The sequence below is a fragment of the Streptomyces sp. 11x1 genome, assembly GCF_032598905.1.
Lineage (GTDB): Bacteria > Actinomycetota > Actinomycetes > Streptomycetales > Streptomycetaceae > Streptomyces.
Genome location: NZ_CP122458.1, coordinates 6236227 through 6261844 on the forward strand (window position 1 = coordinate 6236227; position 25618 = coordinate 6261844).

At 71.1% G+C, this 25618-nt stretch carries 22 protein-coding genes and 1 pseudogene; 20 read left to right on the top strand and 3 right to left on the bottom strand.

Annotated elements, in window-relative coordinates:
* Positions 1 to 8 precede the first annotated feature (8 nt).
* From P8T65_RS27490 to P8T65_RS27540, 11 genes are all read left to right on the top strand, one after another.
* Entirely contained in the window at positions 9 to 884 is an 876-nt protein-coding gene (locus P8T65_RS27490; RefSeq protein WP_316727895.1) for a TatD family hydrolase, read from the top strand.
* A 155-nt stretch (positions 885 to 1039) separates the two neighbouring features.
* Entirely contained in the window at positions 1040 to 2380 is a 1341-nt protein-coding gene (locus tag P8T65_RS27495; RefSeq protein ID WP_316727896.1) for a ubiquitin-like domain-containing protein, read from the top strand.
* A 257-nt stretch (positions 2381 to 2637) separates the two neighbouring features.
* Positions 2638 to 3516, top strand: coding sequence for a 16S rRNA (adenine(1518)-N(6)/adenine(1519)-N(6))-dimethyltransferase RsmA (gene rsmA, locus P8T65_RS27500; protein ID WP_230221212.1), 879 nt, complete (start codon positions 2638 to 2640; stop codon positions 3514 to 3516).
* A 73-nt stretch (positions 3517 to 3589) separates the two neighbouring features.
* On the top strand, positions 3590 to 4519 hold the full coding sequence (locus P8T65_RS27505; protein WP_316727897.1) for a 4-(cytidine 5'-diphospho)-2-C-methyl-D-erythritol kinase: 930 nt from the start codon (positions 3590 to 3592) through the stop codon (positions 4517 to 4519).
* Positions 4520 to 4664: 145 nt separating this feature from the next.
* On the top strand, positions 4665 to 6032 hold the full coding sequence (locus P8T65_RS27510; RefSeq protein WP_316727898.1) for an acyltransferase: 1368 nt from the start codon (positions 4665 to 4667) through the stop codon (positions 6030 to 6032).
* 230 nt (positions 6033 to 6262) lie between these two features.
* Positions 6263 to 7042, top strand: coding sequence for an MHYT domain-containing protein (locus tag P8T65_RS27515; RefSeq protein ID WP_316727899.1), 780 nt, complete (start codon positions 6263 to 6265; stop codon positions 7040 to 7042).
* A 136-nt stretch (positions 7043 to 7178) separates the two neighbouring features.
* Positions 7179 to 9194, top strand: coding sequence for a nitrate- and nitrite sensing domain-containing protein (locus P8T65_RS27520; protein ID WP_316727900.1), 2016 nt, complete (start codon positions 7179 to 7181; stop codon positions 9192 to 9194).
* Positions 9195 to 9537: 343 nt separating this feature from the next.
* Complete coding sequence (locus P8T65_RS27525) at positions 9538 to 11352, top strand: ABC-F family ATP-binding cassette domain-containing protein (RefSeq protein ID WP_316727901.1); 1815 nt, start codon at positions 9538 to 9540, stop codon at positions 11350 to 11352.
* A 265-nt stretch (positions 11353 to 11617) separates the two neighbouring features.
* Entirely contained in the window at positions 11618 to 13417 is a 1800-nt protein-coding gene (locus P8T65_RS27530; protein ID WP_316727902.1) for a PQQ-binding-like beta-propeller repeat protein, read from the top strand.
* 67 nt (positions 13418 to 13484) lie between these two features.
* On the top strand, positions 13485 to 15443 hold the full coding sequence (locus tag P8T65_RS27535) for a PQQ-binding-like beta-propeller repeat protein (protein WP_316727903.1): 1959 nt from the start codon (positions 13485 to 13487) through the stop codon (positions 15441 to 15443).
* Between the two features lie 303 nt (positions 15444 to 15746).
* Positions 15747 to 16439: a response regulator transcription factor gene (locus P8T65_RS27540; RefSeq protein ID WP_316727904.1), complete on the top strand. Its 693-nt coding sequence runs from the start codon at positions 15747 to 15749 to the stop codon at positions 16437 to 16439.
* 30 nt (positions 16440 to 16469) lie between these two features.
* On the opposite strand, the gene P8T65_RS27545 is transcribed toward P8T65_RS27540, so the two are convergent.
* From P8T65_RS27545 to P8T65_RS27555, 3 genes and pseudogenes are all read right to left on the bottom strand, one after another.
* Positions 16470 to 17648 carry a serine hydrolase domain-containing protein gene (locus P8T65_RS27545; protein ID WP_316727905.1) on the bottom strand — a complete coding sequence of 393 codons (1179 nt, stop codon included), beginning with the start codon at positions 17646 to 17648 and terminating at the stop codon, positions 16470 to 16472.
* A 71-nt stretch (positions 17649 to 17719) separates the two neighbouring features.
* Positions 17720 to 17920: a DUF397 domain-containing protein gene (locus tag P8T65_RS27550; protein ID WP_316727906.1), complete on the bottom strand. Its 201-nt coding sequence runs from the start codon at positions 17918 to 17920 to the stop codon at positions 17720 to 17722.
* 8 nt (positions 17921 to 17928) lie between these two features.
* A pseudogene (locus tag P8T65_RS27555) lies at positions 17929 to 18072 on the bottom strand (transcriptional regulator); the annotation flags it as partial.
* A 40-nt stretch (positions 18073 to 18112) separates the two neighbouring features.
* On the opposite strand from P8T65_RS27555, the gene P8T65_RS27560 reads away from it, so the two are divergent.
* The 9 genes from P8T65_RS27560 (at position 18113) to galK (ending at position 25594) form a co-directional block, all read left to right on the top strand.
* On the top strand, positions 18113 to 18352 hold the full coding sequence (locus P8T65_RS27560; RefSeq protein WP_316727907.1) for a hypothetical protein: 240 nt from the start codon (positions 18113 to 18115) through the stop codon (positions 18350 to 18352).
* Positions 18353 to 18470: 118 nt separating this feature from the next.
* Complete coding sequence (locus P8T65_RS27565) at positions 18471 to 18722, top strand: hypothetical protein (protein ID WP_316727908.1); 252 nt, start codon at positions 18471 to 18473, stop codon at positions 18720 to 18722.
* A gap of 391 nt (positions 18723 to 19113) precedes the next feature.
* The gene (locus P8T65_RS27570; RefSeq protein ID WP_316727909.1) at positions 19114 to 19689 is read left to right on the top strand and encodes a GntR family transcriptional regulator; all 576 of its coding nucleotides are present in this window, start codon (positions 19114 to 19116) and stop codon (positions 19687 to 19689) included.
* The gene (locus P8T65_RS27575) at positions 19686 to 20633 is read left to right on the top strand and encodes an ABC transporter ATP-binding protein (protein ID WP_316727910.1); all 948 of its coding nucleotides are present in this window, start codon (positions 19686 to 19688) and stop codon (positions 20631 to 20633) included. The genes P8T65_RS27570 and P8T65_RS27575 overlap by 4 nt, the downstream gene beginning before the upstream one ends.
* The gene (locus P8T65_RS27580) at positions 20630 to 21658 is read left to right on the top strand and encodes an ABC transporter permease subunit (RefSeq protein WP_316727911.1); all 1029 of its coding nucleotides are present in this window, start codon (positions 20630 to 20632) and stop codon (positions 21656 to 21658) included. Before P8T65_RS27575 ends, P8T65_RS27580 begins: the two co-directional genes overlap by 4 nt.
* A 152-nt stretch (positions 21659 to 21810) precedes the next feature.
* Positions 21811 to 22017 carry a hypothetical protein gene (locus P8T65_RS27585; protein WP_316727912.1) on the top strand — a complete coding sequence of 69 codons (207 nt, stop codon included), beginning with the start codon at positions 21811 to 21813 and terminating at the stop codon, positions 22015 to 22017.
* A 102-nt stretch (positions 22018 to 22119) separates the two neighbouring features.
* Positions 22120 to 23181, top strand: coding sequence for a galactose-1-phosphate uridylyltransferase (gene galT, locus P8T65_RS27590; RefSeq protein ID WP_316727913.1), 1062 nt, complete (start codon positions 22120 to 22122; stop codon positions 23179 to 23181).
* The gene (gene galE / locus P8T65_RS27595) at positions 23178 to 24167 is read left to right on the top strand and encodes a UDP-glucose 4-epimerase GalE (RefSeq protein ID WP_316727914.1); all 990 of its coding nucleotides are present in this window, start codon (positions 23178 to 23180) and stop codon (positions 24165 to 24167) included. Before galT ends, galE begins: the two co-directional genes overlap by 4 nt.
* A 266-nt stretch (positions 24168 to 24433) precedes the next feature.
* Positions 24434 to 25594, top strand: coding sequence for a galactokinase (gene galK, locus P8T65_RS27600; RefSeq protein ID WP_184893127.1), 1161 nt, complete (start codon positions 24434 to 24436; stop codon positions 25592 to 25594).
* The last annotated feature ends 24 nt before the right edge of the window (positions 25595 to 25618 follow it).

The window sequence follows — 25618 nt, forward strand, 5'->3', positions numbered from 1 at the left end:
ATCGGGGCATGCCCTCGAACGACAAGAACGCCGCGCCCCCGCTCCCCGAACCCCTCCGGGTGCCGGTCGCCGATTCGCACACCCATCTGGACATGCAGTCCGGCACCGTCGAGGAGGGTCTCGCGAAGGCCGCCTCCGTGGGAGTGACGACAGTCGTCCAGGTCGGCTGCGACATCAAGGGCTCGCGCTGGGCCGCCGAGACGGCCGAGCGCTACGAGGCCGTGCACGCGACCGTCGCACTGCACCCGAACGAGGCGCCGCGCATCGTCCACGGCGACCCGGACGGCTGGTCCCGCCAGGGCGCACGGGCGCCCGGCGGGGACGCGGCGCTCGACGACGCCCTCGCCGAGATCGACCGGCTGGCCGCGTTGCCGCAGGTCAAGGGTGTCGGGGAGACGGGGCTCGACTACTTCAGGACCGGACCGGAGGGCAAGGCCGCCCAGGAGCGGTCCTTCCGCGCGCACATCGAGATCGCCAAACGGCACGGCAAGGCGCTGGTCATCCACGACCGCGACGCCCACGACGACGTGTTGCGGATCCTGAAGGAGGAGGGCGCTCCCGAGCGGACCGTCTTCCACTGCTACTCCGGCGACGCGGAGATGGCGGCGGTCTGCGCCGCGCACGGCTACTTCATGTCCTTCGCCGGCAACATGACGTTCAAGAACGCCCAGCCGCTGCGCGACGCGCTCACCGTCGCGCCCCTCGAACTCGTCCTCGTGGAGACCGACGCGCCCTTCCTGACACCCGCGCCGTACCGCGGACGGCCCAACGCGCCGTATCTCATTCCGGTCACGGTTCGGGCCATGGCCGCGGTGCGGGGCATCGACGAGGAGGCGCTGGCGACGGCGATCGCGGCGAACACGGCGAGGGCGTTCGATTACTGAGGGGTCACGTTCCGTAGGCCGTCCGGGGTGCCCAAAAAGATGATCACCGGCCCGTGTCGCGACACTGAGTGACCGCGTTGCTTTGGAGGGTGACCGGAGTCCGCTAGGTTCACGTCGCCCGACCCGGACCCGGATCCCCTCTGGAGCGTGTCGTCGTGAGCCATGCGCAGTCGCCGCAGTCGCCGCAGTCGCCCTACGAGGCCGAGACCCTGCCCTACGGGCTGCACCCGGACCACCACCCTGACGACCGCCCGGACTACCCGGACTACCCGGACTACCCGGACACCTACCGGCCCGCTTACGAGGACCGGCTCGCCCAGGAGGCCGTGGGAGAGCGGGAGGAGGGAAGCGGCGGCCGGAGCGGCTCCCGGCGGGCCGTGCGGCGTCGGCGGGCCGCCGACCGGCTCGGTTCGCTGCGGCGGCTGGTGCCGCAGGCCCTGGTGGTGGCCTTTCTCGCGGGCGGCACCTCCGCGTTCGTGGCGAAGGACAAGGCGATCGAGCTGACCGTCGACGGGCGGCCCCGCACGCTGCACACCTTCGCCGACGACGTCACCGAACTGCTCGCCGACGAAGGGGTGGCCCTCGGCGCGCACGACGTCGTCGCGCCCGCCCCCGGTACGCCGCTGAGCAGCGGGGACGAGGTCGCCGTGCACTACGGGCGTCCCGTGGCCCTCACCCTCGACGGGCAGCGGCGCAAGGTGTGGACGACCGCCCACACGGTGGACGGGGCGCTTCAGCAGCTCGGGGTGCGTGCGGAGGGCGCGTACGTGTCGACCTCGCGCTCCCGGCGGATCGGGCGGGCGGGGCTGGAGCTGGACGTCCGTACCGAGCGCACCGTCACGATCCTGGCGGACGGGCGGGCGCGGACGATCCGTACGAACGCGGCGACCGTGGGGGAGGCTGTGGAACAGGCCGGGGTCACCCTGCGCGGGGAGGACACCACCTCGGTCGAGCGGTCGAGTTTCCCCCGGGACGGGCAGACGGTGACCGTGTTGCGGGTGACCTGGTCCGAGGAGGTCCGGGAGGTGCCGATTCCGTTCCGGGTGCGCCGCACCGAGGATCCCTCGCTCTTCCGGGGCACGGAGGTCGTGGAGCGGGCCGGGCGTCCGGGGGTGCGGCGGGACACGTACGAGCTCCGGACGGTCAACGGGGTGCGGCAGCGGACGCGGCTGGTGCGGACGGAGGTGGTTCGTGAGCCGCGGGAACAGATGGTGAAGGCGGGGACGAAGGCGATGCCGACGTCCGTGGCGGGGGCGGACGGGCTGAACTGGGGCGCTCTCGCCGCGTGCGAGTCGGGAGGGCGGCCGAACGCGGTCGATCCTTCCGGGACGTACGGGGGGCTGTACCAGTTCGACACCCGGACATGGCGGAGTCTCGGAGGGAGCGGGCGGCCCCAGGACGCGCCGGCGGCGGAGCAGACGATGCGGGCGAAGAAGCTGTATGCGCAGCGGGGGGCCAGTCCTTGGCCGCATTGTGGGGCGCGGCTTCGGGGGTAGGGCGCGTGGGGTTCGGGGGCGTCGGGTCCGTCGGCGGGTGCGGGTGAGTGGGGGCCGTTCGCGCAGTTCCCCGCGCCCCTGAAAAGCAGGGGCTGCGCCCCGTGCTTTTCATCCGCCGCAGCCCCGCCGATTTCCAGGCCCGCAGGGCCTGGTCTTTCAGGGGGCACGGGGAACTGCGCGAGAAGCCCCCACCGGGCCGCACCCGACAACGAACCCGGCGTCCCGAGCCATCAGGCGGCGCCCCGTACCCTGGTGCCGTGAGCAGCCCCTCCCCCGACGCCCTCCTCGGCCCCGCCGACATCCGCGAACTCGCCGCCGCGCTCGGTGTGCGTCCGACCAAGCAGCGCGGCCAGAACTTCGTGATCGACGCGAACACGGTTCGCCGCATCGTGCGGACCGCGGACGTCCGCCCGGAGGACACTGTCGTCGAGGTGGGCCCGGGTCTCGGCTCGCTCACCCTCGCCCTGCTGGAGGTGGCGGACCGGGTCACGGCCGTCGAGATCGACGACGTCCTCGCCGCCGCGCTGCCCGCGACGATCGCCGCCCGCATGCCCACCCGCGCCGCCCGCTTCGCCCTCGTCCACTCCGACGCGATGGACGTGACGGAACTCCCCGGCCCCGCCCCCACCGCCCTCGTCGCGAACCTCCCCTACAACGTCGCCGTCCCCGTGCTGCTGCACATGCTCGAGACCTTCCCGACCATCGAGCGCACCCTCGTGATGGTCCAGGCCGAGGTCGCCGACCGGCTGGCCGCCGGGCCGGGCTCGAAGGTCTACGGCGTGCCGTCGGTGAAGGCCAACTGGTACGCGGAGGTCAAGCGCGCCGGGGCGATCGGACGGAACGTCTTCTGGCCGGCACCGAACGTGGACAGCGGGCTCGTCTCCCTGGTCCGCCGCACGGAGCCGATCAAGACCACCGCAGCCAGGCGGGACGTGTTCGCGGTCGTCGACGCGGCTTTCGCCCAGCGGCGCAAGACCCTGCGGGCCGCTCTCGCCGGGTGGGCCGGTTCCGCGGCCGCCGCCGAGGCCGCCCTCGTCGCCGCCGGGGTCTCCCCGCAGGCCCGCGGTGAGTCCCTGACGGTGGAGGAGTTCGCCGCCATCGCCGAGAACCGCGTCACCGAGGGAACCGTCGCATGACGGACCACAGGGTTCAGCCGAAGCCTCACCCCAAGGTCCACCACAAGGCCCACCCCGAGGAGTGCCCCAAGCCGTGAGCGTCACCGTTCGCGTTCCCGCCAAGGTCAACGTGCAGCTCGCGGTCGGCGGCGCCCGGCCCGACGGGTTCCACGACCTGGCCAACGTCTTCCTCGCCGTCGGCCTGTACGACGAGGTCACCGCCACCCCCGCCGAGGAACTCACCGTCACCTGCGAGGGCCCCGGCGCCGAGCAGGTCCCCCTGGACAACACGAACCTCGCCGCCCGCGCCGCCCTCGCGCTGGCGGCGCGGCACGGCATCGAGCCCGCCGTCCACCTCCACATCGCCAAGGACATCCCCGTCGCCGGCGGCATGGCCGGCGGCAGCGCGGACGCGGCCGGCGCGCTCCTCGCCTGCGACACACTGTGGGGGACGAACGCCTCGCGCGCCGAACTCCTCGACATCTGCGCCGAGTTGGGCAGCGACGTGCCGTTCAGCCTGGTGGGCGGGGCCGCCCTCGGGACCGGGCGGGGCGAGCGGCTCCAGACCCTCGACGTGGGCGGGACCTTCCACTGGGTGTTCGCGGTCGCCGACGGCGGTCTCTCCACGCCCGCCGTCTACCGCGAGTTCGACCGGCTCCACGAGCACGACGACGTCCCCGAGCCCGTCGCCTCCCCGGTGCTGCTCGACGCGCTCGCCAAGGGGGACCTGGACGCGCTCGCCGCGTTCCTGCCGGGCTCCAACGGCCTCCAGCCCGCCGCCCTCTCCCTCTTCCCGAAGCTGTCCGACACCCTCGCCGAGGGCCTCGCGGCCGGCGCGCTCGCCGCGCTCGTCTCCGGCTCGGGCCCGACCACGGCCTTCCTCACCCGGGACGCGGAGTCGGCCCGCGCCGTCGCCGACGGGCTCCTCGCGTCCGGTACGTGCAAGGCGGCGCGTGTCGCCGTCTCACCCGCGCCGGGAGCCACCGTGGTCCAGAGGGCCACGGATCAGGACGGACAACCGTAGGTACTCAGACGTGACTTGAGTACGGGAGCGCTGCCGCCCACCCCGGCGCCCGCGCGACCGTACTCCCATGACCGCAACAGCCGGCACAACAGCAGGCGCGACAGCCGACGCAACAGCAGGCGCAAGGGCCGCCGCGAGCGCGAGCGTGAGTGCGCGTGAACTCGCCGCCGCCACCCCGGCGGACAGGGACCGCTACGTCGACCTGCTCCGCGTCGCCTCCCTCGGCACGGTCGTGCTCGGGCACTGGTTGATGGCCGCGGTCACGACCGGCGCCGACGGCCAGGTGGAGGTGGGCAACCTCCTCGCCGTCGAGCCGAAGCTCCAAGTCCTCACCTGGGCCTTGCAGATCATGCCGGTGTTCTTCTTCGTCGGCGGCTTCTCGCACGCTCTCTCCTACCGTTCGCTCAGTCGCAGGTTCCCGGACGGGGGTTCGGTCTACCCCGCCTTCCTGCGCGCCCGCCTCCAACGGCTGCTCCGCCCCACCATGGTCTTCATAGGGGTGTGGGGCGCCGCGGCCGTTCTCCTCCATCTGGCGGGTGTCGGCGGCGGATTGCTCGACGTGGCGCTGCGGCTGGTCACGCAACCGCTGTGGTTCATCGGGATCTATCTCGCGATGGTCGCCTTCACCCCGCCGCTGCTGAAGCTGCACGAGCGGTTCGGCTGGGGCGCGTTCGGGGCGCTCGTCGCGGCCGCCGCGCTCGTGGACGTACTGCGGTTCGCGCTGGACGTGCCGTTCGTCGAGTTCCTCAACTTCGCCTTCGTGTGGCTCGCGATCCATCAACTCGGGTTCCTGCGCGCCGACGGGCGGCTGACCCGGCCGTATCTGCTCGCCGGTGCCGGGCTCGCGGGGGCCGCGCTGCTGGTGGCGTACGGGCCGTATCCGCTGTCGATGGTCGGGATGCCGGGCGAGGAGGTGTCGAACATGGCGCCGCCGACCTTCGCGCTGCTGTGCCACGGGCTGTGGCTGGTCGGCGCGGTGGAGTGGGTGCGCCGACCCGTCGCGCGGTGGCTGCAGCGACCGAAGGTGTGGCGCACGGTCGTGGCGGCCAACGGCATCTCCATGACCGCGTTCCTATGGCATCTTTCGGCCATGCTCGGGGTGTACGGCGTGCTGCTCGCCCTGGACGTCGACCTGCCGACGCCCGCGACGGGCGCCTGGTGGGCCCAACTGCCCCTGCGGATCGGGGCCGCGGCCGTTCTCACGGCGGTTCTCGTCGCCGCCTTCCGGGGCTTCGAGCGGCCCGCGGCCCGCCCCTCCGAACCGTCTCGGCCGAGCGGCTTGAGCAGTTTCCGCAGGTCGGAGGTGTATTCCGGGCCCGCTGCGGCCCTTGGGGCGACGCTGTGTCTGTTCGGGGTGCTGGGGCTCTCCATGGTCGGGTTCGGCGGGCTGTTCGAGGGGCGTACGGCCCTGTTGATCGCCGTCCAGGTCAGTGCTCCGGTGGCCGTGGCCATGACGCTCGCTGGATGGGCGCTGGTGGAACTTGTTGGTCGTGGCACACGGTCAAGTGCCTGACCGACGTGATCCGGTGGAGGAAATGTGCAGGTCATGCAATGGCCTGCCAAACCCTTCAGTTTGTAACCCACGCCACAGTACTTTAATCTTCACAGAAGCCCCCTTTGGTCCCCTTCAGGTGATTCGCCGGTCATCTTCGAGTGGCATGATCTCGATCCCCGGTGACTTGTTACCGGTGGTACTTCCCGTGCGCGTGGTGTCGTCCCCGCGGCGGGCGAGAGGGGTTCCTCATGGAACACATCGACCACTTCAGTGCCGGATGGGTCACCCCCGTCCTCTCCTACGTCATGGCCTGCGTCGGCTCCGCGCTCGGACTGCGCTGCACCGTCAGGGCACTTGAGGCCGAGGGGGCCTCCAAGCGGAACTGGCTCACGCTGGCGTCGTTCGCGATCGGCTCGGGCATCTGGACCATGCACTTCGTTGCCATGATGGGCTTCGGCGTGCAGGGCACCCCGATCCGCTACGACGTCCCCATGACCGTCCTCAGCCTGGTCATGGCGATCGCCGTGGTCAGCGCCGGTGTCTTCACCGCCGGTTACGGCCGCTCCCGGGTCCGCGCGGTGGCCTTCGGCGGCCTCGGAACCGGCCTCGGCGTGGCCGCGATGCACTACACCGGCATGGCCGCGCTCAACCTGCACGGCGAGGTCGGCTTCGACCCTTCGCTGGTCATCGCCTCCGTGGTGATCGCGGTCGTCGCCGCGACCGCCGCGCTGGCGCTGACGCTGGTCGTGCGAGGCGGTGTCCTCGCCGCGATCGCCGCGCTCGTGATGGGGCTGGCCGTGAGCAGCATGCACTACACCGCGATGTACGCCGTGAGCATCGATCCGGCGCCCAGCACGGCACAGTTGTCGGGGGCGACGGCCACCGAGTTTCTGTTTCCGCTGGCCGTGCTGCTGGGGTCGTTCCTCTTCCTGACCTCGGCGTACGTGGCGTTGTCGCCGACGGGGAAGCGGGCCGAGTCCTCCTTCGCCGACGAGCTGTTGCGTGAGGTCGAGCTCTCCACGGCGTGAGTCTTCCGCTCGACCTTCAGTGAGTACCTGCGCGCCCGTGGGGGCTGGTCGCGCACACCCGGCGGAGCCGCACCTCGGCAACGCCCCGCGCCCCTGACGGGGCGCTTGATCCTCCCCTCCCCTTGCGAGGTCCCCGATGAAAATCTTCCACGCGACCACCCGGCTGCTGCGCCCCAGATCCGTGCGGGCCAAGATCGTCGCCCTGTTGATGCTGCCCATCGTGTCGCTGATGGCGTTGTGGAGCTACGCCGCCGTGACGACCGTCGCCGCCATCGGCGACACCGAGCGGGCCAAGGACGTCAACAGCGAACTGCTGGCGCCGGTCGCCGCGTTCGTGACCGCGGTGCAGAGCGAGCGGACGGCCGCGATGCGGTACGCCGCCCAACCCGGCGAGACGGGTCTCGACGACCTGAGGGCCGACCAGCAGACCACCGACAAGGCCGTGACGGCGCTCCGCGCGGGCCTCAACTCCTCCAGTTCGGACGCCGCCCTCATCGACCCGGCACTGCCCGACCGACTGGAGAACCTCGAAGCCGACTTCAGCGACCTCGCCGCCCTGCGCGCGGGCGCCACCGGGTCGGCCGGGACGGACGCCAGGACCACGGTGTCGACGGCGTACACCGACTACTCCGCCGTCATCGACCACGCCTTCGCCGTGACCGGCGCGCTCACCAGCGAGCAGGGCACCGACGCGACCTCCGAGGCGCGGGTCGTCCTCGAACTCTCCCGGGTCCGCGACGCCGTGGCCCGCGAGCAGGCGCTGCTGGCCGCCGCCACCGCGTCCGGGACGCTCGGCAAGGAGCAGTACGCGCGGTTCGTGGGCGCCGTCGCCACCCAGCGCGCACTGCTGCGGCCGGCCGTCGCCGACCTCAAGGCCGAGCACCGGCCCGCCTACGACGTGCTCCTCGACAGCGACCACTACGCCGCCCTCGTCAAGGTCGAGGACGGGGTGACCGACGCCGGACCGGGACCGGTGTCGACGGCCGTGCTCAAGGACTGGGACGCCTCCTCGACGGCCGTGCTGAAGGGCCTGGCGGCGGCCGAGGAGGGCGCGGGAACGGGCGCGGCGGCCAAAGCGGACGTCTTCGGCTGGGACAACCTCGGCGCGTCCGGCGTCGCCGTCGTCCTCGGTCTCGCCGGTGTGCTCCTGTCGCTGCTGGTCTCCGTGGGCGTCGGGCGCGGCCTCATCGTCGAACTCCTCGACCTGCGCAACTCCGCCCTGGAGGTCGCCGGGCGCCGGCTGCCGCAGGCGATGCGCAAGCTGCACGCCGGGCAGGGCGTCGACATCGACGCCGAGGCCCCGATGCGCCGCCTCGCCGGTGACGAACTCGCCCAGGTGGGCACCGCGCTCACCGCCGTGCAGCGGGCCGCGCTCAAGGCGGCCTCCGAGCGCGCCGAACTCCTCAGCGGCATCTCCGGGGTGTACGTCAGCCTCGCCCGCCGCAGCCAGGTGCTGCTCCACCGGCAGCTCGACCTGCTCAGCGTCATGGAGCAGCGCCAGCAGGAACAGCAGAACCACGCCGAGCTGTACGACCTGTACCGCGTCGACTACCTCGCCACCCGGATGCGGCGCCACTCCGAGTCGCTGCTCATCCTGTCGGGGATCGCGCCCGGCCGGGGCTGGCGCGACCCGATCGCGCTGACGGACGTCCTGCGGGCCGCCGTCGCCGAGATCGAGGACGCGACCCGGGTCGAGGTGTGGGCCGTACCGAAGGTGTCGCTGAACGGCGGTTCCGTCGCCGACGTCATCCATCTGCTCGCCGAGCTCGTCGAGAACGCCGCCGCGTTCTCCCCGCCCTCCACCAAGGTCCAGCTGCGCGCGGCCCGGCTGCGGGACGGCATCCTCATCGAGGTCGAGGACAGCGGCTTCGGCATGAACGAGGAGGCGATGGCCGAGGCCAACCGCAAGCTCCGGTCGGAGCGGGTCGACCTCCTCGACGCCAAGCAGATCGGCCTGTTCGTGGTGAACCGGCTCGCCGACCGCCAGGGTCTGCGCGTCGAGTTGCGGCAGTCGACCAACGCAGGCGTCGCCGCGGCCGTCTTCATCCCCGAGAACCTGATCCGCGACGACATGCCCGTGCACCGGGAGCCGGCCGGCCACGGCGGCTCCACGGACTCGGAAACGGCGCTGATCCAGCAGCGGCGGAGGTAGGCCGCACAGGACCGCCGTGCGCCCCGGGTGGTGGTTTCCCCGGGGCGCACGGCCTTTCGTGGGGGGTGGCGTCCTGGTGACATACGGTGATGGCTGTGACGCGTCCGCGTCAATTGGGGGAATCCCTCGGTCCCGGTAGGGGGCCGCGGGTGCGTTGTCGGGTGCGGGTGTGTGGGGGCTGGTCGCGCAGTTCCCCGCGCCCCTGAAGATTCAGGCCCTGCCGGGCCCACCGGACCCGCACCCGACCGCCACCGCGCTCCCCCTCCCTCAAGGCGCCGCCCGTCACACCCGTGCGCCCCGCCGACTACCCTGGAGGGTCGATCGTCCCCGTGGCAGGAGAGTAATGGCCGTCAACCTGGTCAATGTCGAGAACGTCAGCAAGGTGTACGGCACCCGCGCCCTGCTCGACGGGGTCTCGCTCGGCGTCTCCGAAGGGGACCGGATCGGCGTCGTGGGGCGGAACGGGGACGGCAAGACCACCCTGATCCGGATGCTCGCCAAGCTGGAGGAGGCCGACACCGGACGGGTCACCCACTCCGGCGGCATCCACGTCGGCGTGCTCACCCAGCACGACTCCCTCGACCCCACCGCCACCGTCCGGCACGAGGTCATCCGCGACCTGGCCGACCACGAGTGGGCGGGCAACGCCAAGATCAGGGACGTACTGACGGGGCTCTTCGGCGGGCTCGACCTCCCCGGCTTCCCACAGGGGCTCGACACCGTCATCGGCCCGCTCTCCGGCGGTGAGCGGCGGCGCATCGCGCTCGCCAAGCTGCTCATCGAGGAGCAGGACCTGATCGTCCTCGACGAGCCCACCAACCACCTGGACGTGGAAGGCATCTCCTGGCTCGCGAACCACCTGCGCGAACGGCGCTCCGCCCTCGTCTGCGTCACCCACGACCGGTGGTTCCTCGACCAGGTCTGCACCCGGATGTGGGACGTGCAGAAGGGCGCGGTCTTCGAGTACGAGGGCGGCTACTCCGACTACGTCTTCGCCCGCGCCGAGCGGGAGCGGATCGCCGCCACCGAGGAGACCAAGCGGCAGAACCTGGTCCGCAAGGAGCTGGCCTGGCTGCGGCGCGGCGCCCCGGCCCGTACGTCCAAGCCCCGCTTCCGGGTCGAGGCGGCCAACGAGCTGATCGCCGACGTCCCGCCGCCGCGCGACACCAGCGAGCTGATGAAGTTCGCGTCGTCCCGGCTGGGCAAGACCGTGTTCGACCTGGAGAACGTCACCGTGCAGGCCGGTCCGAAGGTGCTGCTGAAGCATCTGACCTGGCAGCTCGGGCCGGGCGACCGGATCGGCCTCGTCGGTGTCAACGGCGCCGGCAAGACCTCCCTGCTGCGGGCCATGGCGGACGCCGCGCGCAGCGAGGGGGAGAAGCAGCCGGCCGCCGGGCGGGTCGTCACCGGCAGGACCGTGAAGCTCGCGTACCTGTCGCAGGAGGTCGCCGAACTCGACCCCACCTGGCGGGTGCTCCAGGCCGTGCAGCAGGTCCGCGACCGCGTCGACCTCGGCAAGGGGCGCGAGATGACGGCGGGGCAGCTCTGCGAGACCTTCGGCTTCAGCAAGGAGAAGCAGTGGACGCCGGTGGGCGACCTCAGCGGTGGTGAGCGGCGGCGGTTGCAGTTGCTGCGGCTGCTGATGGACGAGCCCAACGTCCTCTTCCTCGACGAGCCGACCAACGACCTCGACATCGAGACGCTCACGCAGCTGGAGGACCTGCTCGACGGGTGGCCCGGCTCGATGATCGTGATCTCCCACGACCGGTTCTTCATCGAGCGGACGACGGACAAGGTGTTCGCGCTGCTCGGTGACGCGACGCTGCGGATGCTGCCGCGCGGCATCGACGAGTACATCGAGCGGCGCCACAAGATGGAGGAGGCCGCGGCGGCGTCCGCCGGGGTCGCGGCGAAGCCCGCCGCCGAGGCCGCGTCGCAGAAGAGCGCCGCCGACGCCCGCGCCGCGAAGAAGGAACTCCAGAAGATCGAGCGGCAGTTGGACAAGGTCTCCGAGAAGGAGGCGAAGTTGCATGCGCGGATTGCCGAGAACGCGACGGACTTCTCGAAGGTGGGGGAACTGGACGCCGAGTTGAGGGCGTTGCTCGCCGAGAAGGAAGAGCTGGAGATGCGGTGGCTCGAACTGGCCGATGACGCCTAGTCGACGCCTGGTCGGCCGAGCCGGGCGGCCCCCCGCCGTTGGGGCTGGTGTTCGACGGCAAGGCCCCGCGCATGTCCCGTGAAGGGGGCGTGAAGGAGCGTAACGGGGGCATCACGGGCCGGTTCTCCCTTGGGAACAGGGGAGCGACCGGCCCCATGTGCGAGCTCGTCACAGTGATAGAAAGAGCCGTCTGAGAACAGTTTGAGAAGCGATACCACGCGGTCACACGGGTGGCTCGAAAGCAGCGAACAGGGGGAAAGCGCTGATGGTTCAGCCGCCCGATCAGCCGCCGCAGGGCGGTTACGGAGTACCGCAGAATCCACCACCGCCGTCGCACCCGCAACAACCACAACAGCCGTACGGCTACCCGCAGACACCCCCGCCGCAGGGCCCGCCCGCACCAGGCCCCGGCTACGGCTACCCGCCCCAGCAGCAGCCGCCGGCGCAACCCGGCCCGTACACCCAGCCCGGCCCGTACGGCCAGCCGCAGCAGCCCGGCCCGTACGCGCAGCCCGGCCCGTACAACCCCGCCTCGCAGGCCGGTTACGGCTACCCGCAGTCGCAGTACGCGGGCGCGCCCACACCCCCGCCGGTCGGTGGCGGCGGTGGCTCGAAGAACCCCTTCAAGGGCAGGCCCGCGATGGTCGCCGGTGCCGCCGTGGCCGCACTGCTCGTGGTCGGCGGCGCCGTGTTCGCCGTGACGAGTCTCGGGGACGACGGCGAGAAGAAGCCGGTCGCCAAGGAGAGCACGGGCCCGTCCGAGGACGACAAGCCCTCGGACGCGCCCTCCGCACCCGTCAACCAGGGCGACGGCAGCGGCGACGGCGGCGAGGACCTCGACATCTCCGACCTCAACGCGGACCGCGAGGACGGCGAGGCGAAGGTGCTCTGGTACAAGAGCGCGCCCGACGCCCCCGGTTCCGGCGCGGGCGCCCCCGGCCTGTGGGTCACCGACAAGGTCGCGGTGAAGCCCGCGTACAAGCAGCTGTTCGCCTACAACGTGGGCGACGGCGACCCGGCCTGGGACCCGATCGAGTTCCCCGGCAAGATCTGCGCGGTCACGCCGCAGAAGACCTCCGACGACCGGGCCGTGGTCGCGTACCAGAAGAGCACCGCGAAGAACGCCGACTGCGACCAGCTCCAGCAGATCGACCTGAACACCGGCGACAAGGGCTGGTCGGCCCAGCTGGAGAAGGGCGACCTGTTCGACAGCGCCCACAGCGTCTCCCTGGCCGTCGCCGGCGACACGCTCGTGGTGGGCCGCTCACAGTCCGGGACGGCGTACGACATCGACACGGGCAAGAAGCTCTTCGACAAGAAGACCTACGGCCAGTCCTGCTACCCGTCCGGGTTCACGGGCGGCGCGCGGCTGGTCGTCGTCTCCTCCTGCGCGGTGACCACGGACAAGGAGCACGACGAGGTCCAGGAGCTCGACCCGCGCACCGGCAAGGCCAAGTGGACGCGGAAGATCCCCAAGGGCTGGAAGGTCGAGAACGCGTACTCCGTGGACCCGCTCGTCCTCTACCTCACCAACGAGGAAGAGAACACCTGGAACATCTCCACCTTCAAGGCCGACGGATCGACCCGTTCGCAGGTCGACTCCGACGCCTCGTTCGCCCCCGACTGCGACGGCGGGATCCTCACCGGGAACCTCGCCGGCTGCACCGGTGTCGCGAGCGACGCGAACACGCTCTACCTGCCGACCGAGAAGAAGGACGGCACCAACGAGATCGTCGCGCTGAACCTGGCCACCGGCAAGGAGAAGTGGCGCGTCAAGTCGCCCTCCGCCGACGCGGTGATGGAACCGCTGCGCACCGAGGGCGGGAAGCTGATCGTGTACGTCGAGCCGTCGGACGCAGGCGGCCAGGTCGTGTCGTTCCCGACCACGGGCGGCAAGCCCGCGGCCACGAAGCTGCTGCAGATGCCGGCGAGCGCCGCGGCGATCGAGGGTTCCTTCTACGCGAAGGCTGTCGACTACCTGGACGGGCGCTTCTACATCTCCTCGACCCTGCTGAGTGGTGCTGACGAAGCGAAGGAGAAGTTGATGCTGGCCTACGGCAAGTGACAGCCCCGCTCGTCCTCCACCCGACCACCGAGATCCGCTCCGAGATCCGCTCCGAGGTATCCACGTCATGACGCAGCCGCCGCCCCCGCCGAACCAGCCGCCGGGCCCGCCCCCGAACCAGCCGCCGGGCCAGTCCTTGTCCAAGGACCAGCCGCCCGCCCAGCAGCCGCCGGCGCAGCCCCCGGCCCCGGGTCAGCAGCCTCCGCAGAGCGCCCCGCCGCAGGGCGGTTTCGGCGCGCCCACCCCGCCGCCGGCCGGCGGCTTCGGCGCCCCGACGCCCCCGCCGCAGGGCCCGCCCGCGCAGGCCCCGGGCTACGGCTACCCGCAGACGCCCCCGCCGCAGCAGCCCGGCTACGGCTACCCGGGTCAGCCCGGTCAGCCGGGTGCCTACGGTCACCCGCAGCCCGGCCCGTACGGCCAGCCGGCGCCCGGCCCCTACGGGCAGCAGCCGTACGGCTACCAGCCGCAGACCATGCCGATGCAGCCGCAGGTGGGGTACGCCCCGGGCGACCCGGGCGCTCCCGGCGGCAAGAAGAAGGTGAACTCCGCGGCGATCATCATCACCGCGGCGGTCGCGGCCATCGCGCTCATCGTCGGCGGCGGCGTCTACATCGCCACCTCCAAGGGTGACGACGACAACGGCAAGAAGGACACCGCCAGTTCGGAGGGCACCACCGGCGGCAAGGACGACACCAAGGGCGACGACGACGGCGGTGCCTCCTCGTCCGGCGGCTCGTCGTCCGGTGGCGTGGAGATCCCGACCACGGCGCAGGAGAAGGCACCGTCCAGCCCCAGCGCGAAGATCCTCTTCCAGGTGCCGGCGCACGAGGTCAAGGAAAAGCTCCAGATCGACAGCGTCAAGGGCTCCTGGCTGACGAAGACCACGTACGCCAAGTCCGCGCTCAACAAGATCGTCGGCTACGAACCGGACAGCGGCAAGACCAAGTGGACGCTGGACCTGGCCGGTCAGACCTGCGCGGGCTCCCGTGAGATCACCACCGAGGGCATCGCCGTCGTGGTGACCGAGTCGGCCAAGCGCAAGAACAACGACGACCGCCAGCCCTGCACCGAGATCACCGCGTTCAACGTCGAGACCGGCAAGGAGGTGTGGACCAAGAGCGCCGACCTCAGCGGCAGCAAGGTGCCGTTCGGCGAGGTCACCATCTCCGGTACGACGGTCGCCGCGGCCGGCGGCTACTCCGGTGGCGCCGCGTTCGACGTCAACTCCGGCAAGGTGCTGTGGTCGCCGAAGGCCGGCGAGTGCACCGACGAGGGCTACGCGGGCGGCGCCCAGCTCATCGCGGTCCGCAAGTGCGGCGACTACGGCAGCGAGACCTTCGAGATCCAGCTCCTCGACCCCAGGTCGGGCAGCGTCAAGTGGACGTACAAGGTGCCCTCCGGCATCCAGCGCGCCAAGGTCATCTCCACCAACCCGGTCGTCTTCGGCGTGGTGACCGGCAGCGACGTCCCGCTGACCGGCACGACCGACATCTTCTCCCTGGACGACAAGGGCAAGCTGCGCGCCAAGATCTCCATCCCGGACGAGAAGTACGACTACGAGTGCCCGGTCCGCGGTGTCTGGGCCTGCAAGGGCATCTACGTCGGCAACGACAAGGTGTACATGCCGACCAAGAGCCACGACGGCACCGGCGCCTACAGCTCCACCAACGAGATCGTCTCCTTCTCGCTGGCGACCGGGAAGCCCACCGGTGACCGCGTGGACGCGGGCGACGACCACGAGCTGTTCCCGATCCGGATGGACGGGCCGAACATCATCGCCTACAAGGACGGCCCCTACGACAAGGGCGCCCAGGTCGTCTCCATCGACGGCAAGACGCTGAAGCAGACCAAGCTCCTGGAGACCCCGGCCTCCGAGTCGGTGCTCCGCGCGATCAGCGCCATGACGCCGACGATGAGCGAGATGCTCTACACCGACGGACGCTGGTTCATCGGCTCGGAACTCGTGAGCAAGCCGTACTCGGACGACGAGAAGGAGTACACGGCGCTCGGCTTCGGGGCGAAGTAACCCCACGCGCCCCCTCGGCCTCCTTCCACGGCCCCGCCCCAGCTCAGGGGCGGGGCCGTGGACGTATCCCTCATCACGCTCGAATAGGAGGGAATTTCGGTAATCCGGGGCACTTCTCTCCCGTAGGGGGAGCGCAACGTCGAACAAGCGTGTAGCTTCCGGGGGCATGAAGAGCGGGCGTCGACCAGCGAGTCGACGGGAAGTCGGGGGGCTTCTGTCCGCGAGGTCCGGTGGGCGGCCATAGTGGGCAACCATCTGGGGGACTGTGGGGGACTGTGGGGGACTGGGGGGTGGGGTGGCTCGATGGGAGTGCGGCTCATGGTGGTCGACGACCACCGACTGCTGGCCGAGGCGCTGGCCTCGGCCTTGAAGCTGCGGGGACACCGGGTGCTCGCGGCGGCGGCGCCCGCGGCGGGCGCGGCGGAACTGGTGATCACCAGGGCACCGGAGGTGTGCCTGATCGGCACGGCGACACCGGCCGAGCCGGGGATGTTCGACCCGGTGGTGAGGATCAAGCGGGAACGCCCGCAGGTGGCGGTACTGGTCCTCGGCCCGGTCCCCAACCCGCGCGGCATCGCGGCGGCGTTCGCCGCGGGAGCGTCCGGCTACGTCCGCCACGACGAACGCATCGAGGGCGTCGAGCGGGCCATCATGAAGGCCAGGGCGGGTGAGGCGGCGGTGGCGCCGCAGCTGCTGCAGAGCGCGTTCGGCGAGCTGCTGAACCCCGCCGCCCAGCCGGACGACGAGGGTCAGCGACTGCTCCAGATGCTGACCCCGCGCGAGGTCGAGGTCCTGGTCCGCGTCGCGGACGGCGAGGACACGCGTCTGATCGCGGCGGGCATGGGCATCGCCCCGTCGACGGCCCGCACCCACGTCCAACGGGTCCTGATGAAGCTGGGCGTCGGCTCCCGCCTGGAGGCGGCGGCACTGGCGGCCCGGACGGGGTTGCTGGACCGGGCGGGGCCGGTGCGGCAGGGGCCGGGGGCGGCGGGGTAGAGGGCCGCTGCCGCGTGGCCCGGTGTCCGGCTACTTCTTGGCCTGTCCGCACAGAGCGTGGTCGATGAGGTCGGTGATGCCCTGGATCTGGCGTGCGGCAGTCTCCTGGTCGCCCGGCCGGCTGTGGACGGCGACGGTAACGGAGGTACGGCCGTCGGCCGTCGTCCCGGGCCACGTCAAGGACCCGAAGTTGCTGCCGCTGTGGCCCCAGTAGCCGCCGCCGCACGTCAACGGGGTCCACGCCAGCCCGAGTCCGTAGCGCGACCCCGGCACCTCGCCGGGCGCGTCCGGCACGGCGACGGTACGGCGCATCTCGGCGAGCTGGGCGGGGGCGAGGAGCCTGCCGCCGAGCAGCGCGGAGAAGAACCGGTTGGTGTCGGCGGCCGTACTGATGATCGACCCGTCGGCGTCCCCGTCGAAGGGGAGGTAGGCGAGGGTGGTGTCGGTCCTCGGGGCGTCGTCCCCCGGCTCGAACTGCTGGTAGTTACGGGCGTGGGGGCGGGGGAGCGTCGGATCGTCGCCCGGCGCGTAGGTGCGCGTGAGCCGCAACGGCCGCAGGATCCGCTCGCGCACCTCCTCCTCCCACCCCCGGCCGGTGACCGCCTCGATCACCATCCCGGCGAGGATGTAGTTGGTGTTGGAGTACTCCCAGCGGGCGCCGGGCTCGAAGACGGGCGGGTGGGTCATGGCGAAGGCGACGCGCTGCCGCGAGGTGTATGTGGTCGACCGGTGCTTCAGATACCCGGCGGCGCTCAGCTCGGGCACGACGTCGGCGATGTAGTCGGGCAGCCCGCTGGTGTGCTGCAGCAGCTGCCGCACGCTGATCAGGTCGCCGTCGTTCCCGTTGCCCTTCACCACCCCGGGCAGCCACCGCTCCACCCGGTCCTCCAGCGACAGCCGCCCCTCCCCGACGAGCTGCAGGAGGACGGTCGCGACGTAGGCCTTGGTGGTGCTGCCGATACGGATGTACCCGGCGGGGGGTACGGGTGTGCCGGTACGGAGATCCCCGACCCCACTACGGGCGCCCCGTGACCCCCGGGGCCCGTCCAGCCGCACAGCGACCCCGGTCACGCCGCTGTCGCGCAGGGCGTCGGCGTCGCGTTGGAGGGGGTCCCCTGTGGCCTGCGCACTGGCCGGGGTGAGGGTGGTGAGTAGGGCGAGAGCCAGGGCGACGAGAACGGTCGGGGTGGTACGGGGGGAGGCGGTCATGGGGACACGGTAAAAACGGGTGCCCCCTACCAGCCATCCGGCGAGCCCCCGCGTGTCGCCGGGGGCTTACCTCACCTTGTCGTATGAAACCCGTCGGCCTTTATGTGGTGGAGGAACCCGGCGAGGGGGGTGGGGGTGGTGCGGAGGTGGGTGGCGGGGGTGTCGGATTCGCGCAGGCGTATGTCGGAGGGGGATGCGCAGAGTTCGATACAGGTGTCGCCTTCGCCGCCGTCGGAGAAGGTCGACTTCTGCCAGCGCGGGGTGTAATCCATGGGGCGCCTCACAACTCCTTCGCCAGGCGGTGGATGAAGTCCCGCGACGCCACCGGTTCCAGCGCCGCCGACTCCACTCTACGAAGGAGTGTTCGGAGCCGGTGTAGCTGCGGCTCCGCATCGATGAACACGACGCCGGTCGGGGCGTCCCGGAGGAAGGACCCCGAGGCACGGCAGATCTGGAGGGACCTCATGACGGATACGCAGTACTTCTGGCGACACCCACTCGCTGAGCAGACGCGTGAGGAAGGCAGGGAGGAAGGCCGGATCCAGGCTCAGATCGAGATGATCTTCAAGACCCTCGAATGGCGTGGCATCCCGGTGCCGGACCAGGTCCGCGAACGAGTCACCGACTGTCCTGACCGGTCCCAGCTCATGATCTGGGCGGAACGAGCCCTTCGGGTGACCGCGGCCGAGGATCTGTTCCGCTGATCGGGTAGTGCGTATGGGGGTCGAGCGCCCGTGCGGGGCAGCTCCGGGCGCTCCCCCTCGGCCTGCTCTGACTTCGCAGCTGTTCTGCGGACCGTGGACCCGGATACCGAAGCAACTCATGATGCCTGTGAACTACTTCTTCAAGCACCCCGTCGCCGTGAAGCTGCGGGAGGAGGGCCGGGCGGAAGGGCGAATCGTGGAGCGGATCGCCAGCGTCCTGCGCACGCTCGACCGGCGGCACATCGACGTACCTGACTCCGTCCGACAGCGCGTACGCAACTGCACCGACCCCGACCTCCTCCAGATCTGGGTGGACCGCGCATACGACGTCACCGACGCCGCCGAGCTGTTCGACGACGACCAAGTCTGACCCGGCTGGCGTCTTCGCCCCCTGGTGCGTCCCGGACGTGGGCGCACCAGCGGCAGTGTCCGCCGCCGCGATCTTCGAGACAGCGGCGCCATCCTCGGGCTGAGTGAGGCCTTCGGCGGCCCCCGGCTCTGGACGTGTCGTCAGAGACCCGACGTCGGTCAGGCCTGACCTGAGTTTCGCGTGACCGTTCGACGCTGCCGGGTCATCGGAACGGATCCCCCTGAACACCCGCCGGTCCTTCCGATGGCCGGTGGTGCCCCCGCCGCACGCGACGCGTGCCCTCACGCCCTCGCCGACGCGTGCCCTCATGCCCTCACCCGTGCCCCGACCTGTGGGCTTTGACAGGTTCGCGATCTGTGCTCCATAGTCATTTCACTAGTCGACTAGTGAAATGGTGGTGAAGGGGTTGGAGTTCCGCATCGACAGGCGGAGCGGGGTCGCCGCCTATCAGCAGATCGTTCAGCAGACCAAGCAGGCGCTGCGGCTCGGCGTACTCGGGCCCGGCGACCAGTTGCCCACGGCCAAGTCGGTTGCGCAGACCTCCGCGGTCAACCCCAACACCACGCTCAAGGCGTACCGCGAGCTGGAGCGGGAGGGGCTGGTCGAAGCACGGCCGGGGCTGGGGACGTTCGTGAGTCAGTCGCTGGCCCGTCCGCAGGCGCCGGTGGATTCGCTGCTGCGCGGCGAGCTGGAGAGCTGGATGGACCGGGCCCGCGAGGCGGGCCTTGAGCAGGACGACGTGACCGCTCTGGTCACGTCGGTGATGGAGGAGCGGTACGCCGGGACCGGGCCTGCCGCCGCCGACCACGCGGGACCAACGGGCCCAGTGGGACCGGCAGGAACCACAACACCAGCAGGAACCACAGCATCAGCAGGAACCACAACACCAGCAGGAACCACAGCATCAGCAGGAACCGCAGGAACTACCGAAACCACAGGAACGACGGGGACAAGGGGACACGCATGACGAGTTACGAGACGGGCTACGGGGGGCCGGCGGACACGTCCGCGATAGAAGCCCGCGGGGTGGGACGGAAGTACCGCCGGGGCTGGGCGCTGCGGGACTGCTCCTTCCGGCTGCCGGCCGGGCGGATCTGCGGTCTGGTGGGTCCCAACGGGGCCGGCAAGACCACGCTGATGGCCATCGCCGCCAACCTGATGGCGCCGACCACCGGCACCCTGCGCGTGTTCGGCGCGGCCCCGGAGTCGGCGGAGGCCACCCGGCGTACCGCGTTCCTCGCCCAGGAGAAACCCCTGTTCCGGCGCTTCACCGTCGCCGAGACCCTGCGGATGGGGCGAGAACTGAACCCCGGCTGGGACCAGCGAGCAGCCGAGAACATCGTGCGCGCGGGCAACGTGCCCTTCGACGCGAAGATCGGCACCCTCTCCGGTGGCCAGCGCACCCGGGTGGCCTTCGCCGTCTCCTTCGGCAAGCGTCCCGACCTGCTGCTCCTCGACGAGCCGATGTCCGACCTCGACCCGCTGGTGCGCCACGAGCTGATGGGCACCCTGCTGGCCGAGGCCGCCGAGCGCGGCACCACCGTGCTGATGTCCACCCACATGCTCGCCGAGCTGGAGAACACCTGCGACTACCTGCTGGTCATCGCGGGCGGCCGGCTGCGTATGGCCGGTGAGGTCGACGAACTGCGCACCTCCCACGCCGTGCTGACCGGGGTCCACTCCGACGGGCGGACGCCCCCGGAGCTGGCGTACCACACCGTGGTCGAGACCCGTACCAGCGGACGGCAGTTCACCTCACTGATACGCCCCGACGGGCCGGTCGCCGGCGGCCCCTGGGAGGCGAGCACCCCGAACCTGGAGGAGCTCCTGCTCGCCTATCTGCGCTCGCCCGAGGCCCCGCCGCTGATCAGCCCCAGTTCCTACGTCGCCCCGCAGGCGGTGGCGGCATGAGCACGATGACCAGCACCGGCAGCGCCTCCCACGACCCCACCGCCGCAGAAGCCGGCCGTGGCCATGGCCGTGGCCGTGGCCACGGCCTCCGGCTCAGCGGCATGAACTGGCTCGTCTGGCGTCAGCACCGCGCCGCCTACTGGACGCTGCTGGCCGCCGCCGCGGTCACCGTCGCGGTGCTCGTCTACCAACGCCAGCAGATGATCACGTACCTCGACGGGTACGGCTATCCCCACCTCAAGTCCGGCTGGGAGGACAAGTTCGACCAGAATCCGCTCAACGCGGCCGCTGGTCTGCTCGGGCTCCTGCCCGTCGTGATCGGCGTGCTCCTCGGTCCGCCCCTGCTCGCCGGCGACCTGGAGAGCGGCACCGCCAAGCTGGTCAACGCGCAGTCCGTGAGCCGCGTCCGCTGGCTTGCCACCAAGCTCGGTATGACCGCGCTCGTGGTCGTGGTGTGCGCCACGGCGGTCTCCGCCGCGTTCACCTGGTGGTGGTCGCCGGTCAAGTCGACGTCGTACGTCCTGTCGTGGGCCGAACCCGGCGCGTTCGACAACAGCGGACCCGTGCCCGTGGCGCTCACCCTGCTCACGGTCGTCGGTGGCGTGGCCATCGGCATGCTGCTGCGCCGGACCCTGCTGGCCATGGTCGTCACCCTGGGCTTCGCCGTCGCGCTGCAGGTGGCGTGGTCGTACGTCAGGACGTCCCTCGGGAACGTCATCACGGTCACCAGCCACAACGGTGTGGGTGACAACAGCCAGCCGAACCTGCCCGACAACGCCTACGTCCTGGACGAGTTCTACCTCACGGCCTCCGGCGACCTCATGGGCTGGGGCAGCTGCGCCGAGGCCACGGAGAAGGCCCGCGAAGCCTGCCTGGACAAGGCACAGGTCGTCGGCTGGTCGGTCGACTACATCCCGTTCTCCCAGATGGCGTCCATGCAGTGGCTCGGTGCCTCGATCCTGCTGGCCCTGACCGCCGGCATCGCGGCGTTCGTCATCCTCTGGGGTCGCAAGCGCCTCGTCTGACCGTCCGGCCAGGCGCCTCGTCCGACCCGAATCCTCCCGGAAGCACGCGGTCTTCCGCCCCCACGCGGTCTTCCGCCCTCCCACGCGGCCGAGCGGCCACCGTGTCGCTCGGCCGCGCCCTCATGCTGCCCCGAACCGGCGAGCACATCGCCATGAACCATGTCGAAAGGCCTGAGTTGAAGTCGCACAAGCGCAGAAAACGAGTGGTCACCACCGTCCCGTCGGCGGCCGTCCTGGCGGCCGCGCTCGGCGCCGGGCTGCTGGTGAGCACGTCCGACGACAACGACGCAGTCGGCCCCCGCCGGGCAACCGGCGGGGGCCGACTGCGTCGCGCCAGGATCGGCAGCGAAGCGAGATAGTCGGGATCTGGTGACCTTTGTTTGTTTGTGATGGTGACGAGCGTCGGAACCTGTGCTTTGATGTGTTTGGTTCTGTTTGATGGGTGGGATGGGGAGTCCGGCGTGAAGAAGACCTCGACCCGGCTGGCCGACGGTCGTGAGCTGATCTACTACGACCTGCGCGACGACACCGTGCGCGACGCGGTGGACAAGCGGCCCCTGGAGCGCACCGTCACCACCTCGGAGGTACGCCGGGACCCGCTGCTCGGCGACTCCGTCGCGATCGCCTCGCACCGCCAGGGCCGCACCTACCACCCCCCGGCGAACGAGTGCCCGCTCTGCCCCTCCGAGGGCGACCGCCTCAGCGAGATACCGGACTCCTCGTACGACGCCGTCGTGTTCGAGAACCGCTTCCCCTCGCTCGCCGGTGACTCCGGCCGCTGCGAGGTCGTCTGCTTCACCTCGGACCACAACGCGTCCTTCGCCGACCTGACCGAGGAGCAGGCCCGCCTCGTCCTGGAGGCCTGGACCGACCGCACCGCTGAGCTGTCCCACCTCCCCTCCGTCGAGCAGGTGTTCTGCTTCGAGAACCGCGGTGCCGAGATCGGCGTGACCCTGGGGCACCCCCACGGGCAGATCTACGCGTACCCCTTCACCACCCCCCGCACCGCGCTGATGCTGCGCTCCCTCGCGGCCCACAAGGACGCCACCGGCGGCGAGAACCTCTTCGACACCGTCCTGGAGCGGGAGCTCGCCGACGAGCGGATCGTGCTCCAGACCGAGCACTGGGTCGCCTTCGTGCCGTACGCGGCGCACTGGCCGTACGAGGTGCACCTCTACCCGCGCCGCCGGGTGCCGGACCTCCTCGGTCTCGACGAGGACGCGCGCTCAGAATTCCCCAAGGTTTATCTGGAACTCTTGAGGCGCTTCGACCGGATCTTCGGCGAGGGTGAGCCCCCGACCCCGTACATCGCGGCCTGGCACCAGGCCCCGTTCGGCACGCTGGAGGAGTTCGAGGGTGTCCAGCGCGAGGACTTCGCGCTCCACCTCGAGCTTTTCACCATCCGCCGCACCACCGGCAAGCTGAAGTTTCTCGCGGGTTCCGAATCCGGCATGAACGTGTTCATCAACGACGTGCCGCCGGAGCGCGCGGCCGAGCGACTGCGAGAGGTAGCGAGTTCATGAGTGGGAAGCAGAGCGGGAAGCACCACGGCAAGTACCTGGTCACCGGTGGCGCGGGGTATGTCGGCAGCGTGGTCGCCCAGCATCTGCTGGAGGCGGGCCACGAGGTCATCGTCCTCGACAACCTCTCGACCGGCTTCCGCGAGGGCGTCCCCGCCGGCGCGTCCTTCGTCGAGGGCGACATCCGCGACGCCGGCAAGTGGCTCGACGGCTCCTTCGACGCCGTCCTGCACTTCGCCGCGTTCTCGCAGGTCGGCGAGTCCGTCGTGAAGCCCGAGAAGTACTGGGACAACAACGTCGGCGGCACCATGGCGCTGCTCGCCGCGATGCGCGAGGCGGGCGTCCGCAAGCTGGTGTTCTCCTCCACGGCCGCCACCTACGGCGAGCCGGAGACCACCCCCATCGTCGAGTCCGCGCCCACCAGGCCCACCAGCCCGTACGGCGCCTCCAAGCTGGCCGTCGACCACATGATCACCGGCGAGGCCGCCGCCCACGGCCTGGGCGCCGTCTCCCTGCGCTACTTCAACGTGGCCGGCGCGTACGGCACCTGCGGTGAGCGCCACGACCCCGAGTCGCACCTCATCCCACTGGTGCTCCAGGTCGCCCAGGGCATGCGGGACGCGATCTCCGTCTTCGGCGAGGACTACCCGACCCCCGACGGCACCTGCGTCCGCGACTACATCCACGTCGCCGACCTCGCCGACGCCCACCTGCTGGCGCTGGACGCCGCACAGCCGGGCGAGCACCTCATCTGCAACCTGGGCAACGGCAACGGCTTCTCGGTGCGCGAGGTGATCGAGACCGTCCGCCGGGTCACCGGGCACCCGATCCCCGAGGTCGTCGCCCCGCGCCGGGCCGGTGACCCCGCCACCCTGGTCGCCTCCGCCGACACGGCCCGCGAACGGCTCGGCTGGAACCCGTCGCGCGCGGACCTCGCGGAGATCGTGGCGGACGCGTGGGAGTTCACGCAGGCGCGGGCGGCTCAGTAGTCCGCGCAGGCGCAGGTGCAGATGCAGGCTCAGTAGGCAGTCCTCCGCGCAGGCGCAGGCGCGGTGGTCCACGCGGGCGCGGGCCCAGGAGTGCACGCGGGGCGTGTGCTCAGCGGTTCGCGCGGGCGTGGGTGGAGCGGTACGGGTCGCCCACGTGCCGAAGCGGCGCGGGCCCGCACCTGTTCGCGCCAAGTAGTGTGCCGGCTCGGCCAGTTCATCGGCCGAGCCGGTTCGTCGGTCCAGTAAGGAAAGGTCAGGGTCACGGGATGAGCGAGGCTGTCGTCGTCGCCGGGCGGTTCGAGGAGCTCTACGGGGCGGCGCCGGAGGGAGTGTGGGCCGCGCCGGGCCGGGTGAACCTCATCGGCGAGCACACCGACTACAACGACGGCTTCGTCATGCCCTTCGCCCTCCCGCACACCACCGTCGCCGCCGTCTCCCGGCGCACGGACGGCGTCCTGCGTCTGCACTCCGACGACGTCGAGGGCGGCGTGGTCGAACTCTCCCTCGACGCACTCACCCCGGAGGCCGACCGCGCCTGGACGGCGTACCCGTCCGGTGTGGTCTGGGCCCTGCGCGAGGCGGGCCACACGGCGGTGACCGGCGCGGACGTGCACCTGACGTCCACGGTCCCCACGGGCGCCGGCCTCTCCTCCTCGGCGGCCCTGGAAGTGGTCGTCGCCCTCGCCCTCAACGACCTCTACGACCTGGGCCTCAAGGGTTGGCAGCTGGCCCGCCTGTGCCAGCGCGCGGAGAACGTCTACGTCGGCGCCCCGACCGGGATCATGGACCAGACCGCCTCCGCGTGCTGCGAGAGCGGCCACGCCCTGTTCCTCGACACCCGGGACCTCTCCCAGCGGCAGATCCCCTTCGACCTGGCCGCCGAGGGCATGCAGCTGCTGGTCGTCGACACCCAGGTCAAGCACTCCCACAGCGAGGGCGAGTACGGCAAGCGCCGGGCCGGCTGCGAGAAGGGCGCAGCCCTCCTCGGCGTCGACGCGCTGCGCGACGTCGCCTACGACGAGCTGGACGCGGCCCTGGACCGCCTCGGCGACGACGAGGAGGTCCGCCGCCTGGTCCGCCACGTGGTCACCGAGGACCAGCGCGTCGAGCGCGTGGTCTCCCTCCTCAAGTCCGGCGAGACCCGCGCGATCGGCCCCGTCCTGGTCGAGGGCCACGCCTCGCTCCGCGACGACTTCCGGATCTCCTGCCCCGAGCTGGACCTCGTCGTCGACACCGCCCTCGCCGCCGGCGCCCTCGGCGCCCGGATGACCGGCGGCGGCTTCGGCGGCTCCGCGATCGTCCTCGTCGACGCGACCGACGCGGACGCGGTCACCAAGGCGGTGGAGGAGGCCTTCGCCGACGCCGGCTTCACGGCCCCGCGCGTCTTCGTGGCGGTCCCGTCGGCCGGAGCGCGCCGGGTCTCCTGACGCTCGGCGCCGATCGGCGCCACG